Here is a 13,591-nt window from a genome sequence, read left to right on the forward strand (position 1 = left end):
GATTGTGGCTTCTGAGGAGGCCGGGTCTGGTGATGATCGGGATGGGCGGGAGACTACAGACTGTTTCTTGAAACTTCGTTACATGTGGCAGGAGAAAGTAGAAAAAGACATTTTTGTGCCATTTTTGAGGCATTACACTAAAGGAACTTGTAACCTTTGTCGTGCATGGGATGGCCATTCTGACAGAGTAACAAGAGAGTTTTGGTTTTCCCTTGCAGGGTGCTATATCGGCCCGATAGTCTGCGAAAAGAAACCGGCAAGGCCGGGTCTAGTGCGGGCCTGTGCATGTTTCATTGAATTTTGGAAGGGGCAGCGGTCATATCATGGGTGGTCTACTGGAAATTGGTCAGGCAGTTCTTGCTGCTCAGGGGAAAATCTTCAAAGCTTGTGCAAAGCGCCACGGGCTCCGGGTTGCATTCCTGATTATTGCGGTGGTTTTCCTCGCTTTTGCGGCCATTACCCTGCACGGGGTGCTATGGGCGTTCTTCCTTGATGTCTGCCACCTTGGGGCACTGGCTTCTGCGGCCTGTGTGCTGGGTGTGGATGTGTTGCTGGCTGTCATCTTCCTGCTGCTGGGCCTTCGGGCCGGGCGTGCTGGTCTGGCCGAAGCCCATGCACGGATGGAGCGGGACAGAAAGCTGAACGAGTTGAAGCAGGGTTTTGCCCTTTCCACGGTTCTTAGTGTCGCAAGCGGCCCTGTGGGTCGTTACGCTGGTGGGCAGGCATGGCGTCTTGTGCGGTCTGCCTTTACACGCCGGAAAAAGTGATTTTACGCCCTCATGACCATATGAGAGGAAAGAAGCGGCCTTCAGGGGCCGCTTCTGCTATGGGCCTTTTTTTCACGGGGCGTTCCTTTTCAGCTTCACGAGGTCTGTAACTGACGTTATGGGATGACAGAAGTCATTCCTGCCCCTGTGGCTGGACAGGAAGATGGGCAGGGTGGTTCTGGTACCATCTGCCCGGTAAAGGACTGGGGCCTTTGCAGGTGCGATGGGAAATAACGTGAGCAACGCATCAGAGATATTACCCGTGTTGCCCTGCTGGCAGGGGGGACATGGGGCATGATGCTCTCAGAAGTTAGTCTCTGTGGTGTTTTTGTCTCTCCGATAGCCGTCTATGCTGTCTGTGCCGTGCTGGTGACGCTGGTTTTGCGTCATATACTCTGGCGCCTTGGGGCGCTGAGCTGGTTCTGGCATGTCGCCCTGTTTGAGATCGCACTCTATGTTTGCGTTCTCTGTCTGCTGGTTATTTATGTCTGAAGTGGAGCGGGGGATATGAACTGGTTACGGCGCCTTATACGTCCATTACTGACACTGATCGTCATCGCTCTAGCTGTTGGTCTGGGGTATGTCGTCTGGGACCTGTATGTTCTCGACCCATGGACACGGGATGGTCGTGTTCGTGTCTATGTCGTGACAGCAACGCCTGAAGTTTCAGGAACGGTCGTATCTGTTCCTGTGGTGGATAACCAGTTCGTTCATCGGGGTGACCCGCTTTTCACGATTGACCCTCTACGGTTCCGCCTCAGGATTGATGAGGCCAAAGCCCGTCTTGCCGGGGTGACCGAGGATTACAAGCTGAGCGTTCTTAATGCACAGCGCCGTAAAGGGCTTGGGGGCGTTGTCTCTCGTGAAGAACAGGATGTTTTCGATTCAGAAATGGAAGTCCGCCGGGCCAGACTGGAAGAAGCCCGGTCCGCTCTGGATACAGCTTTGCTGAATCTTCAGCGTTCTACGGTCTATGCGGCGGTGGATGGGTATGTGACCAATCTTAATCTGCGGGTTGGGGATTACGTGACAGCAGGCCAGCCTCGCATGGCTGTTATTGATGCTAATAGTTACTGGGTCTATGGGTATTTTGAGGAAACCAAGATGCACGGTGTGCATATTGGGGATGAGGCCCGCATCAAGCTGATGGGGTACCGCCATATTCTCAAGGGGCATGTCGTGAGTATTGGTCGTGGTATCAATGATGCGAATGGCGTGTCCGACAGGCTCGGCCTGCCGGATGTGAATCCTATCTTCACATGGGTCAGGCTGGCACAGCGTATCCCTGTAAGGATTGAGATTGATGAAATGCCGCCAGAGGTCATTCTCTCTGCTGGTATGACGGCAACTGTGGCGGTTGGTAAAGAGAAAGCAGGCGGGCGAGGACTTCTGACCACATGGTTGCAGGATCACCTTTGAGATGGCCATACGGTTTTTCCCTCTGGTTGTTGGCAGCTGTTTGCTGCTGACCTCCTGTATGGTCGGGCCGGAATATAAGCCTGAGAAAATGGCTGTCCCCGATCATTTTGCAAGCCAGCCCCACCCGGCCACAAAAGAAGAAATTGCCGAGACAGAAGCCAATCTCAGGGACTGGTGGGCGCAGTTTAATGATCCTGTGCTGAACAGGCTGGTGGAACAGACCATCCGGGGGAATTACGACCTTCAGGTTGCTACCCAGCATATCATGGCAGAGCAGTCCATTCGCAGGCAGGCTCAGGCGAACTGGTATCCTCAGCTGGATGCCAATGCGGGCGGTGGGGATAACCGTTATTCCATCAATGTTGATAACTGGCCTTTGCGTCCGGGGAATCCGAATAATCATCCCAATGCGTCCGTTCTGACATATGGTGCTCGTGCCAGCTGGGAGATTGACGTGTTCGGGCATATTGCCCGGCAGGTGCAGGAACGTAAAAGACTGGTCGAGGTCAGCATAGAAGAACGCCGGGGGCTGCTGCTTTCTTTGTTGAGCCAGCTCGTGACGGATTATGTCGAGCTGCGCACGATTCAGGCACGGATGGGCGTTACGGAAGATTCTATCCGGACAGCTCGTGACAGTACGCATCTGGTGGAGAGGCTCTATAATAACGGGGTCGGCAATACGCTGGCCATCGCCCAGTCCCGGACCGAGGAACATGCCGAGCTGGCCCGTCTTCCGATGCTCCATGCCCGGCAGGAGCAGCTGATTCATTCCATTAATGTGCTGATGGGGGAAATGCCCGGCAAGGAACAGCCTGATCTGGAAGAACGGCGGCCTATCCCGACACTGCCGCCTTTTCCGGCTATGCTGCCTTCCACCGTTCTGACCAATCGGCCAGACATACGTTCAGCCGAGCGGCGTTATGCGGCGAGTGTGTCCCGTATCGGGATTACGATTTCCAATCTGTATCCCAATTTCAGCATTCCGCTGACGTTCAATCCGAATGCCTCGGCGGCCTATCAGGCGTTTCAGGTGGGCGGGATGAGCTGGAATGTCATGATGATGGCATCCCTGCCGGTTCTGCATGGTGGCAAATATAGCGCCCAGATTGCTCAGGCGCGCAGCGAGGCAGAAGCCAGCCGTCTGCAATATCGCCAGACTGTTCTGAATGCGTTTCGGGAAGTGGAAGACAGTCTGGATGACTGGCATCAGGATAATGTTCTGGTGAAGGAAGAGCGTGAGGCCGCAGCACAGGCCGGTCTGGCCCTGTCCCGTGCCCGTAAGCTCTATGCTGCGGGGCTGACGGGGTATCTTGATGTGCTGAACTCTCAGCAGACGTTCCTGTCCCGCCGGGTTGCCGCTGTGACGGCAACAGGCAAACGCATGAATGATGCTATTTCGCTCTATATCGCCTTCGGTGCTGGTTGGCAGGGGCGTGAGCTCTCCAGTACAACTCTGCCGGTGGAGCAGCATGAGGGAAAGAATATGATTCTGCGGGCGTTTAGCCGATAAGAGACACATCCGCAGAAGGTGTTACAGGAGGTTGTGGGTCTTCCGATAGGTATGCATCGTGCTGAAGCGCAGGTTGAGCGTATGGGTGCCACCTGTCAGGTCAGGGACATCCATCGTTACGGTCGGGTCCAGCCTCATGGCGTCATAACCAGCCAGATGGACAAGGCCGACAGGTTTGTGAGGAAATGTAGCCTCACAGAGCAGGCCTGTCTGTGGATCAATCTGCCATGGCCCCAGATAGTTGCAGCCAGCGGGCATGAGGGCAGTGGCATAGCCATCGTGATAGCTGGTCAGGGCAATAGCGAGCTGACCGGAGCTGAATATCTTGCCATGGCGTAGAGCCTGTCCTTGCCAGTATTGCAGGCGGGGCCAGTGCGATGCCGTACGGGACAGGGCGAATATGCCCGCATTGAGGGTCGGGCGTACGCCAATGCTGCGGCAGATGGCACGGGGCAACCGGGCCAGTCGGGCATTCTTGTACAGGATGGAACGGAGTTGCACGAGGCCGAGAGGCAGCCAGCGTAGCCGGAAAAGAGGCTTGTGCAGAAAGAGTTCCGGCGTGATGGCCAGAGGCTGCGCCGGTTGTTCTGCTGCCTGAAAGAGCAGCTCCACGGCCTGACAGTCTTGCACCCACGCATCTGCATCAATCCAGACGAGTGTGTCATGGTCTGGGAATAGCTGGTCCAGCCACATTTTGGAGAGTTCAATGGCTAGATTGGGTCGTCTGCGTAAAGCCCAGCGTGAGACATGGGGGAATGTCTTGGGAGAGCGGACTGTGATGCCGTTCTGTTCCAGCCATGTGATTTGTTTTCGTTTCAACCCGCCATCAATACAGCCGATCTCCAGCCCGGCCAGTGATGGAAACCGGCGGATGGAGGCAATCAGTTCCTGAAGCAGTGGAAAATAGCGGCTGTCGCTGCCCGTAATGATGAGACGGCGGGGGATGTTGTTACGGAAAGGGCTATCAGTATGCGGCATGAAGAACTGTCTTCTGATAAGGTCAGGGTATGAAACCGGAAAAGCGAGAGTAAAACTTTATTCTCTATTGACCTTATCTTACAGGCACACCACCTTTTTGGGAAAGAAAGGTTTTTTTCATGACAGACGCATCAACAGGGTCAGCAGCCGATTTTCTGCGTCCACGGGTGCAGACCCTCATCAAGGAAGCCGAGGCGGCCGGATATTCCAGAAGCCGGGTTCTGGCCGTGCTGATTAATCTGTTAGAAGATACGGATCTGGAGGATACAGGACAGTAATGGCGACTGACCCATATAAGGTTCTTGGTGTAAGCAACACAGCTTCGGATAAGGAAATCCGTAGCGCTTACCGCCGGCTGGTCAAACAGTATCACCCCGACCGTAATCCCGGTGATGCCAAGGCGGAGGAACGCTTCAAGGAGATTGGCAAGGCCTACGAGATCATTGGGGATGAGGAGAAGCGTGCGCAGTTTGACCGTGGCGAGATTGATGCTGACGGGCAGATGCGTGGCCCCTTTGGTGGTGGCTTTGGCGGCGGTGCTGGTGGCCCTGGCGGTGGGTTCGGCGGTTTTGGCGGGTTCTCCGGTGGAGGGTTTAACCCGGAAGATCTAGGCGACATTTTTGGCGGCGCCTTTGGTGGCGGGTTCCGTTCTGCCCGTCCTCGCCGTGGCGAGGATGTGCGTGGTGAGTTGCGCATCAGCATGGAAGAATGCGCCCTTGGTACACGCCGTGATGTTCGTCTTGGGGACGGGCGTGAGGTCTCTGTGACCATCCCGGCCGGTATCGAGGATGGCAAGACCTTACGGCTGAAAGGGAAAGGTCAGGCTGGTCCGCCCGGTATGGATGGCCGCCCCGGTCCCGCCGGTGATGTGCTGCTGAAGATTCATGTAGCGGAAGACCCCTATTATAAGCGCGATGGTCGTAATCTGCGTGTGACGCAGGACATTGACCTGCGAACGGCTGTTTTGGGCGGCAAGGTTCATGTGCGTACGCCAGCGGGTACGGTGGCCCTAAGGGTTAAGCCGCATTCTGACAGTGGGACGGTCCTGCGCCTGAGCGGGCGGGGTATTGCCGCTGACAGGAATCATGAGGCTGGAAACCTTCTGGTTACGCTTCGGGTCGTGCTGGGGACTGTGTCGCCAGAGCTGGAAGCGCTCATGCGGCGTGAAGCCGAGGCAGAAACCTCTGATTAAAGGTTAAAATATTATATAGGCCCTGCCTGTGTGGGGCTGGTATAAGAAAAGGAAGGCAGGTATTCAGCCCGATCTGGGTAGTGGAGACCTGCCTTTGTCATGTCGAGGCCATGCTGGGCCGGGGTAGGGAAGGAAAGGGCAGGGGCCATGGTCTGGGGAGTGTCTTTCTGGCAGCGTATTCGGCAGTCCAGTATTCTGGGGGCACTGGTGGCTGTTATGTTTGTCGGGGTGCTCTGCGTACTGGGTGTGCTTGGCATTGCCCATGTTGATGGGTTCCATCTCGCAGGCGGTTGATTTTTGCGCTAGGGAGGAAGGATCAGTTTCTTCCCCGTAACGGATGCGTGCCCTCATGACCGATCAACAGCACTCTGCGGTGCCTTTTCTTTCCGCACGGCGGCGGGCCTTTGCCGTTGTCATGGCCATCGAGCTGTGGGAGCGTTTCGGTTATTATGGAATGCAGGCCGTTCTCACGGTCTTTATGGTCGCTCAGCTGCATATGCAGGATCACGATGTGAATCTCATGCAGGGTGGGTTGGGTTTTCTCATTTACAGTCTGCCGGTTCTGGGAGGGATTCTGGGCGATCAGTGCGTTGGCACACGCCTGACCATGCTCATGGGGGCCTTTGGCCTGACGGCAGGTTATGGTCTGCTGGCCATGTCCCTTGGCCATCAGGCCGTATTCCTGCCTGCTCTGACGTTGATTGCCCTGTCCAACGGGTTGTTCAAGCCCAATGCGGGGACGCTGGTGCGGCGTATCTATGCGGGGGACGGCACGGCACTGGATGCTGCTTTTACGCTTTATTATATGGCCATCAATGTCGGTTCGACTGTTTCCATGCTTCTGATGCCGTGGCTCCAGCAGCGTTACGGGGCGGCTGTGGCGTTTCTGGCCTGTGTCGGGGGGCTGTTGGTTGGGCTGGGCTATTATGCGGTGCGAGGTGGGCGTATGCGCCGCTTTCTGGTGGGTCGGGCTGCTGAAGCAGTGCAGCACCATGGGCCGACCGTTATGCCTGTGCCGCTGATGGAGCGCCTGTCTAACCCTGTGCAGAAAGGGGGACTGGGAGCCGCCATTCTTCTGGCCATCCTGCTCGTCTGGGCTTTCTGCACATGGGTGCTTTACAGTCCGGCTCTTGTCCGGCTCTGCATCATTCTGGCTGGTTTGGGGCTGGTTCTGTTATGGGTCTGGTTATATGTGCGAGCAAAGGAGAGCGAAAGGCCGGGGTTGTTGCTGACATATATTCTCTGTGCGCAGACAATGGCCTATCAGATTTTCTATCAGCAGATGCAGACCTCTCTGACCCTGTTCGCCATGCGGGACGTTTCTGGCGTGTATCAGCTGGGTCCGTATCGGCTGTTTACTATGACAGCGGGGCAGTTTCAGGCACTTAATCCGATTGCTGTCATGCTGTTCAGCCCTGTGCTGGCATGGTTGTACCGGCGCAGCGCCCGTAAGGGGCATGATGCGCCACCGGCCGCAAAGATATTGTGTGGTTATGCTCTGGTCGGATTGGCCTTTCTCATCTGGTGGTTGGCAGCGGGACATAGCACGGGGCTGGTTTCGCCGTGGGTCATGGTGGCAGGCTATGGCACCATGTCCCTTGGGGAGCTTCTGACGATCGGCCTCGGTCTGGCAATCGTGGCCCGTTATGCTCCGGCCCGTGTGAGTGCGGTGCTGATGGGGGCGCTGTTCCTGCTCTGGGGCATTGGCATGTATCTGGGTAGTCTGGTCGCAGACCTCGCCAGTGTTCCCGCTGATGGTGGGGGCAGTCTGGCGGGCTATGTGGCGCTGTTCAGGGGGCTTTTTCTGGGATGTGTTGGCCTCTGTGTTGTGTTGGCACTGCTGCTGCCATGCACCCGCCGCCTTGGGCAACAGCATCGTAACCAGACGGTAAAAAAGCCGGCAACAGTCACATGAAATTGAGGGTAGGGGAGAGGGGGGACTCGGTACAGACAGATTTCACCACTGGAAGTTAGCGATAAAATTTATATAAGAGGGCAATATTGTCTATTGCCGCAGTGCTGTTTGTAGCCTGTCGGACATGGTGTGCTGGGGGCTTTCGTGGTGCGTTTTGCCTTCAGTCCTTCTCGGGTCAACGGCTATAAAGGCTAATATATGTGTAGAAAGTGGCAAAAGGCTTGTGCAGCAGTAATAGGTATTACCTTTATGCTGGGGAGCCATGCTACTTTTGCCCAGAGTGAGGTGTCCGGTACGGATGTGACAGCCGCACAGAGGCAGGAACTGCTGAAAGCCGGGAAGTATGGTGCCCCTGCCAAGGATGAGCAGCGTGCTTTCGGTTCTGTCCCTCTCCCGATTCCGGGTGATGTCTTCTCCCGTGGGGCTTCCGAACAGGCAGCACCGGAGCGGCAGAAAGGTCTTTTCCCTAATAGCTGGCGTGATTTTGCCAATCAGGATGGTTTTTTCGGTGACCCGTGGGGAACACGGAGCTGGCTGGCCGATCATGGTGTGACGGTTGGCGGGCGTTATTTTCAGGATACGGCGGGGAATCCGTTCGGTGGTAAGTCTCGTGCGGCCCGCTATGCGGATGAAGAAGCTCTCTCGCTGGATTTCGACCTGAAAAAGCTGACAGGTGTGGCCTTCAATGCCGGTGTGCTGCATTTTCTGACGCTGGCCCGTCAGGGAGCAGGATTGGGGAACACGCTGCCCGTCATTAACAGCCCGATGGAAATTTATGGTGCTGGTGAGACCATGCGCCTTGGCCGCCTGAGCTGGGAAATGCACTGGAACAACTATGTCCAGACTGAGGTTGGTGAGATCAATACGGAGAATGACTTCGAGCAGTCTTCTACCTATTGGGGCGCCAATCTGTACTGTCAGTTTCAGAATAACGGTATCTGCGGTATGCCGCAGTCCATTGCCATGAATTCAGGCTATGGTTTCTATCCGACTGCTCACCCCGGTGCGTGGATCAAGCTCTATCCGGCTGGGAACGATCATTATCTGGTGCAGTTCGGGGTCTATAGCGTGGACCCGACCATTTCCGGCGTTCGCAATGGCTGGAAGATGAATCTGCATGGGGCCACTGGTACATTTCTGCCCTTTCAGCTTGGCTGGCATCAGGGTGGAGACGATGATTATAGTGGCCCGCTACAGACGAACGTGAAAATCGGTGGGTATTGGGATACGTCCGAGGTCAAGAATGTCTATGGCCAGATGGGCACGTACAATATTCCTGCCGCTGCGGCGCAGGATGCGCCTGTCTCCAAGGTCAGGGGGCGGTTTGGCGGGTGGTTTCAGTTTGACCGCATGTTGCAGCGTGACGGCGCAGACCCGCATCGTGGTACGGCCTTCTTTGCGTCTTTCACATGGGGTGACCCCCGTACGGCTGTTGCCCCTTATTTCGTGACAGCCGGTATTACCCGAAAGGGCACCTTTGCCAGTCGGCCTGATGATACCATCAGTTTTGGTATGAAGTCCCTCTGGGCTAACCCGAAGATCACACATTGGATTCAGCATCTCCAGCGGTCTGGCCGGGGGGCCGGGCTGTATGCACCGCATTCAGAGGAGGCGATCGAGCTCAATTACGGCTATCGTCCCACACGCTGGCTCTTGTTGCGGCCCGGTTTGCAATATCTCTGGAATCCGGGAGCTGTGAAACGGTACAAGGATGCCATGTTGATTGATCTGGAATCAGCCATTTCTTTTTGAGGGAGCTGCCAGAGGCTGATTGTAAAGGGTCACACCATCATGTGGCCCTTTTTTTGTGTCTAGAAACGTCTTTTTTAGTCCTCCGTTACGTCTTTGATGTTGTCCCGTTTTTCAGAAGAAGGATATACTTACGGAACCGAAACAATAGGTGGGATGGTTCATGCGGCACTGGCGGTATCTTGTGATGATGGCGGGTTTATGTGGCGGGGTTGGCTCTGGGCTGGAAGGGGCACAGGCGGCTCCCAGCGAGCAGGGCGGGCCTGTTCAGGCTACGCTGGCCAGTTCGGCATCATCAGGCACAACAGCCCCGTCTCCTGCTCCGGTAGCAGCACCCAGTGCGGTACAGCCCGCCACTCCGAAAGAAGCCGGAAAAAGCTGGTTCTCCGATATTGATGTCGGTCTTCAGATAGAAGGCGGGGCCATGGCCAATACGGGGCACCCTGATAATGGGATGAACTTCGGCCAGCTTCTGCAATCCCATAGCGATACGGCGATGCTTAATCAGGTGGCCCTGACGATTACCAAACCTGTGGACCCGATTGGTGACGGTTATGGTCTGGGGGCCAATATCCAGATGCTCTATGGCTCTGATGCCAGAGCCTACATCATCACGGGGATTTCAGACCGCTGGCTGGATCATCATCGCTATCAGCTTACGCCCATTCAGGCCAATATTGCCCTGCATATGCCGTGGCTGACCAAGGACGGGCTGGACATGCAGGTCGGTATCCTGTCCTCTCCCATGGGGGTGGAAGTGCTGAATCCGGCAGGGCGTGCCTTCTATACCATGTCTTATACGGCGCAATATTCCAATCCGTTTGAGCATGTCGGTTTCTATGGGCAGTGGCATCTGAATTCGCATTACGCTGTCCTGTTCGGGATGGATGCGGGGAATCAGAAGTCCTTTGGTCGTGGGAACAATAATGGCGAGCCAGCGGGTTATGTGGGTTTCAATGCCAGCCAGCTGGCCGGTGGTGCCCTGTCCGTGACCTATCTGCTGCGTGTCGGGCCGGAGGACCCCCGCCGCCTATTGGGAAGCCGCCGAGCGCATGAGGCGCAGCGTTTCTGGAACGACCTTAACGCCACATGGCAGATCAATCCCAAATGGAGCCTGACAGCCGAGGCCACGCAGGTGCATGATGAAGGGCTGGATGCCAATACATGGAGTGGTGTTGTCTGGGGTGCTTATGCGGCGACCTCTACCCTGACCTTCAATGCTCGTGCGGAAGTCTATCGGGACAGCACGGGGCAGTTTATCGTTCAGTATCCGGAGGATGCCGGTTATGGCCGGGCCCTGCTGGGGCTGCCTACCCGGACTTATAGCGCTCCGGCAACGACTTACGGCGATCTATCCTTCAATGCCGTGTGGCGGCCGAATATTGGCCATCACGTCAAGCTGCTTCAGATCCGCCCGGAAATCCGGTTTGACCGTTCTCTGAACAACACACGTCCTTTTGCCGATTTCCGGCATCAGAACCGCATCCTGATCGGTGGGGATGTGACGCTCGGCTTCTGATGGGCAAAGGGGGCACGGAACAGACCGTGCCCCTTGTGGCTGTGTCAGCCACGGCCCCGATAGCCGGGCACATCCTGCGCTGGAATCCAGACATCAGCCGGGGCGGGGCCTGTCTGCCAAAAGACATCAATCGGCATCCCGCCGCGGGGGTACCAGTAAGCCCCGATACGCAGCCATTCCGGGTCCAGCAGCTCTACGAGACGTGTGGCGATGGTCACAGAGCAGTCTTCATGAAAGGCACCGTGATTGCGGAAACTGGTGAGATAGAGCTTGAGAGACTTGCTCTCCACGATCCAGTCTCGTGGGATGTAGTCGATGACGATATGGGCAAAATCCGGCTGTCCTGTGACTGGGCAGAGAGATGTGAACTCCGGGGCGGTGAAGCGGACAACATAACGTCGCCCTTTGTGGGGTGCCGGGACACGCTCCAGCTCGGCAACGTCAGGCGACTCCGGCTGAATGGTCTGCCGGCCAAGCTGGCTTAATGTTTCCGTTCCGGGTGCGGTGGGGCCCGTAGGGGTATGGCTGGTCATGCGGCTGCTCCTTTGTCGCTGAAATGGAAAAATGATGGCATGAAATATGATGCTGCACGGTTTAATACACGGTTCGGATTTGCAAAAAAATCAGTTTCGGTGCAGTAAGGGCACCATTCTGTCCCAATCTGTCACTTCCTGAAAGATCGTCCATGGACATCCGTAACATTGCCATTATTGCCCATGTCGATCATGGGAAAACGACACTCGTGGATCAGCTGCTTCAGCAGTCTGGTACATTCCGTGAGAATCAGGCCATCACCGAGCGTGCGATGGATAGCAATGATCTCGAGCGTGAGCGCGGGATCACCATTCTCGCCAAATGTACCTCTGTCGTGTGGAAGAACACCCGTATCAACATTATCGACACACCGGGCCACGCTGACTTCGGTGGTGAGGTGGAGCGCATCCTGAGCATGGTGGATGGCGCCGTGATTCTGGTGGATGCCGCCGAGGGTGCCCTGCCGCAGACGAAGTTCGTGCTGGGTAAGGCTCTGGCCCGTGGCCTGCGCCCGATGGTTGTGGTCAACAAGGTTGACCGTGGCGATGCCCGCCCCGATGAAGTGCATGACGAAGTGTTTGACCTGTTCGCTGCCCTTGGTGCCAATGATGAGCAGCTCGACTTCCCCATGCTCTATGCTTCTGGCCGTCAGGGCTGGGCGGATACGGAGCTGGAAGGGCCTCGTGAGAATCTGCATCCGCTGTTCGACCTCGTTCTGAAGCATGTGCCGAGCCCGGGTCTGGACAAGGACAAGCCGTTCGCCATGGTTTCCACCATTCTGGAGAGCGACAACTTCCTTGGCCGTATCCTGACGGGTCGTATCGAGCAGGGCCGTGCCAAGGTGAACATGCCGATCCGTGCCCTCCGTGCCGATGGCAGCGTGGTTGAGACAGGCCGTATCACCAAGCTGCTGTCCTTCCGTGGTCTGGACCGTGTGCCTGTCGAGGAAGCAGAAGCTGGTGACATTGTTGCCATTGCTGGTCTTTCCGAAGCCACCATTCCGGACACGCTGGCTGATCCGGCTGTTGAGGCGCCGCTGCCTTCCACACCGATTGATCCGCCAACCCTCTCCATGACCTTCCGCATTAATGATGGTCCGCTGGGTGGCCGTGAAGGCAAGAAGGTGACGTCCCGCCAGATTCGTGACCGTCTGTTCAAGGAGACAGAGGGTAACGTGGCCATTAAGGTGACGGAAAGCCCGGAAAGCGAGGCTTTTGAAGTTGCTGGTCGTGGTGAACTTCAGCTGGGCGTTCTGATCGAGAATATGCGCCGTGAAGGCTTCGAGCTGACCATCGGTCGTCCTCGTGTGCTGTTCCGTGAGAATCCGGAAACGGGTGAGCAGGAAGAACCGTTCGAGGAAGTCGTCATCGATGTGGACGAGCCTTATTCCGGCGTTGTCGTGGAGAAAATGTCCCTGCGTAAGGGCGTGATGCAGGATATGCGTCAGTCCGGTGGTGACAAGGTTCGCCTGACATTCATGATCCCGTCCCGTGGTCTGATTGGCTATCACGGCGAGTTCCTGACCGACACCCGTGGGTCCGGTCTGATGAACCGTCTTTTCCATTCCTACCAGCCGCACGCTGGTGCGATTGAAGGCCGCCGTAACGGCTCCCTGATCTCTGCTGAAGATGGTGCTACGACACCGTATGCACTGTTCTCCCTTCAGGATCGTGGGACGCTTTTTGTGGATGCAGGTGAGAAAATCTACACCGGCATGATCCTCGGTGAGCATTCCCGTGAGAATGATCTGGAAGTGAACGCTGTGCGTGAGAAGAAGCTCACAAACATGCGTGCTTCCGGTAAGGATGATGCTGTCGTGCTGGTTCCGCCTCGCAAGATGAGCCTTGAGCAGGCTATTGCCTACATCGAGGATGATGAGCTGGTGGAAGTCACGCCATCTGCCATCCGTCTTCGCAAGCGGTATCTGGACCCGCACGAGCGTAAACGTGCTGCCCGTGGTGCAAAGGGCTGAAGCTCAGCTAGCCATCAGGGTATTTAGAAAGAAGGC

The 13,591-nt window shown here is 56.3% G+C and carries 13 protein-coding genes; 11 read left to right on the plus strand and 2 right to left on the minus strand.

What is annotated here, in order from left to right:
• Positions 1–323: 323 nt before the first annotated feature.
• The 4 genes from NQF86_RS04940 to NQF86_RS04955 all read left to right on the plus strand — a co-directional run bounded on the left by NQF86_RS04940 (position 324) and on the right by NQF86_RS04955 (position 3,696).
• A complete protein-coding gene (locus NQF86_RS04940; protein WP_266116529.1) occupies positions 324–767 on the plus strand; it encodes a hypothetical protein in 444 nt (147 codons plus the stop codon).
• 297 nt (positions 768–1,064) lie between these two features.
• Positions 1,065–1,259, plus strand: a complete 195-nt coding sequence (locus tag NQF86_RS04945) for a DUF1656 domain-containing protein (protein ID WP_266116789.1) — start codon at positions 1,065–1,067, stop codon at positions 1,257–1,259.
• A gap of 15 nt (positions 1,260–1,274) precedes the next feature.
• Positions 1,275–2,186 carry an HlyD family efflux transporter periplasmic adaptor subunit gene (locus NQF86_RS04950; RefSeq protein ID WP_266116530.1) on the plus strand — a complete coding sequence of 304 codons (912 nt, stop codon included), beginning with the start codon at positions 1,275–1,277 and terminating at the stop codon, positions 2,184–2,186.
• Position 2,187: 1 nt separating this feature from the next.
• Positions 2,188–3,696, plus strand: coding sequence for an efflux transporter outer membrane subunit (locus tag NQF86_RS04955; RefSeq protein ID WP_266116531.1), 1,509 nt, complete (start codon positions 2,188–2,190; stop codon positions 3,694–3,696).
• A 21-nt stretch (positions 3,697–3,717) separates the two neighbouring features.
• Here the strand turns inward: NQF86_RS04955 and NQF86_RS04960 are convergent, their stop codons facing one another.
• Positions 3,718–4,674: a glycosyl transferase gene (locus NQF86_RS04960; protein ID WP_266116532.1), complete on the minus strand. Its 957-nt coding sequence runs from the start codon at positions 4,672–4,674 to the stop codon at positions 3,718–3,720.
• 119 nt (positions 4,675–4,793) lie between these two features.
• Here NQF86_RS04960 and NQF86_RS04965 point away from each other — a divergent pair, with 119 nt between their 5' ends.
• The 6 genes from NQF86_RS04965 (at position 4,794) to NQF86_RS04990 (ending at position 11,049) form a co-directional block, all read left to right on the plus strand.
• A complete protein-coding gene (locus NQF86_RS04965) occupies positions 4,794–4,952 on the plus strand; it encodes a hypothetical protein (protein WP_266116533.1) in 159 nt (52 codons plus the stop codon).
• The gene (locus NQF86_RS04970) at positions 4,952–5,866 is read left to right on the plus strand and encodes a J domain-containing protein (protein WP_266116534.1); all 915 of its coding nucleotides are present in this window, start codon (positions 4,952–4,954) and stop codon (positions 5,864–5,866) included. The genes NQF86_RS04965 and NQF86_RS04970 overlap by 1 nt, the downstream gene beginning before the upstream one ends.
• A 99-nt stretch (positions 5,867–5,965) precedes the next feature.
• Positions 5,966–6,160, plus strand: coding sequence for a hypothetical protein (locus NQF86_RS04975; RefSeq protein ID WP_266116535.1), 195 nt, complete (start codon positions 5,966–5,968; stop codon positions 6,158–6,160).
• Positions 6,161–6,215: 55 nt separating this feature from the next.
• Entirely contained in the window at positions 6,216–7,781 is a 1,566-nt protein-coding gene (locus NQF86_RS04980) for a peptide MFS transporter (RefSeq protein WP_266116536.1), read from the plus strand.
• Positions 7,782–8,030: 249 nt separating this feature from the next.
• Positions 8,031–9,533 (plus strand): carbohydrate porin, encoded by a 1,503-nt coding sequence (locus NQF86_RS04985; protein ID WP_266116537.1) that lies wholly within the window; start codon positions 8,031–8,033, stop codon positions 9,531–9,533.
• Between the two features lie 160 nt (positions 9,534–9,693).
• Positions 9,694–11,049, plus strand: a complete 1,356-nt coding sequence (locus NQF86_RS04990; RefSeq protein WP_266116538.1) for an outer membrane beta-barrel protein — start codon at positions 9,694–9,696, stop codon at positions 11,047–11,049.
• Positions 11,050–11,093: 44 nt separating this feature from the next.
• On the opposite strand, the gene queF is transcribed toward NQF86_RS04990, so the two are convergent.
• On the minus strand, positions 11,094–11,582 hold the full coding sequence (queF, locus tag NQF86_RS04995; RefSeq protein ID WP_266116539.1) for a preQ(1) synthase: 489 nt from the start codon (positions 11,580–11,582) through the stop codon (positions 11,094–11,096).
• Between the two features lie 152 nt (positions 11,583–11,734).
• Here queF and typA point away from each other — a divergent pair, with 152 nt between their 5' ends.
• On the plus strand, positions 11,735–13,555 hold the full coding sequence (gene typA / locus NQF86_RS05000) for a translational GTPase TypA (RefSeq protein ID WP_266116540.1): 1,821 nt from the start codon (positions 11,735–11,737) through the stop codon (positions 13,553–13,555).
• The last annotated feature ends 36 nt before the right edge of the window (positions 13,556–13,591 follow it).

The sequence above is a fragment of the Bombella pluederhausensis genome (assembly GCF_026385525.1).
In the GTDB taxonomy this organism is placed as follows: Bacteria; Pseudomonadota; Alphaproteobacteria; order Acetobacterales; family Acetobacteraceae; genus Bombella; species Bombella pluederhausensis.

Coding starts and splice junctions, on each gene's coding strand:
- NQF86_RS04965 (WP_266116533.1), top strand. CDS start 4,794: ATGACAGACGCATCAACAGGGTCAGCAGCCGATTTTCTGCGTCCACGG.
- NQF86_RS04975 (WP_266116535.1), top strand. CDS start 5,966: ATGTCGAGGCCATGCTGGGCCGGGGTAGGGAAGGAAAGGGCAGGGGCC.
- NQF86_RS04945 (WP_266116789.1), top strand. CDS start 1,065: ATGCTCTCAGAAGTTAGTCTCTGTGGTGTTTTTGTCTCTCCGATAGCC.
- NQF86_RS04950 (WP_266116530.1), top strand. CDS start 1,275: ATGAACTGGTTACGGCGCCTTATACGTCCATTACTGACACTGATCGTC.
- NQF86_RS04990 (WP_266116538.1), top strand. CDS start 9,694: ATGCGGCACTGGCGGTATCTTGTGATGATGGCGGGTTTATGTGGCGGG.
- NQF86_RS04980 (WP_266116536.1), top strand. CDS start 6,216: ATGACCGATCAACAGCACTCTGCGGTGCCTTTTCTTTCCGCACGGCGG.
- NQF86_RS04960 (WP_266116532.1), bottom strand. CDS start 4,674: ATGCCGCATACTGATAGCCCTTTCCGTAACAACATCCCCCGCCGTCTC.
- NQF86_RS04985 (WP_266116537.1), top strand. CDS start 8,031: ATGCTGGGGAGCCATGCTACTTTTGCCCAGAGTGAGGTGTCCGGTACG.
- typA (WP_266116540.1), top strand. CDS start 11,735: ATGGACATCCGTAACATTGCCATTATTGCCCATGTCGATCATGGGAAA.
- queF (WP_266116539.1), bottom strand. CDS start 11,582: ATGACCAGCCATACCCCTACGGGCCCCACCGCACCCGGAACGGAAACA.
- NQF86_RS04970 (WP_266116534.1), top strand. CDS start 4,952: ATGGCGACTGACCCATATAAGGTTCTTGGTGTAAGCAACACAGCTTCG.
- NQF86_RS04955 (WP_266116531.1), top strand. CDS start 2,188: ATGGCCATACGGTTTTTCCCTCTGGTTGTTGGCAGCTGTTTGCTGCTG.
- NQF86_RS04940 (WP_266116529.1), top strand. CDS start 324: ATGGGTGGTCTACTGGAAATTGGTCAGGCAGTTCTTGCTGCTCAGGGG.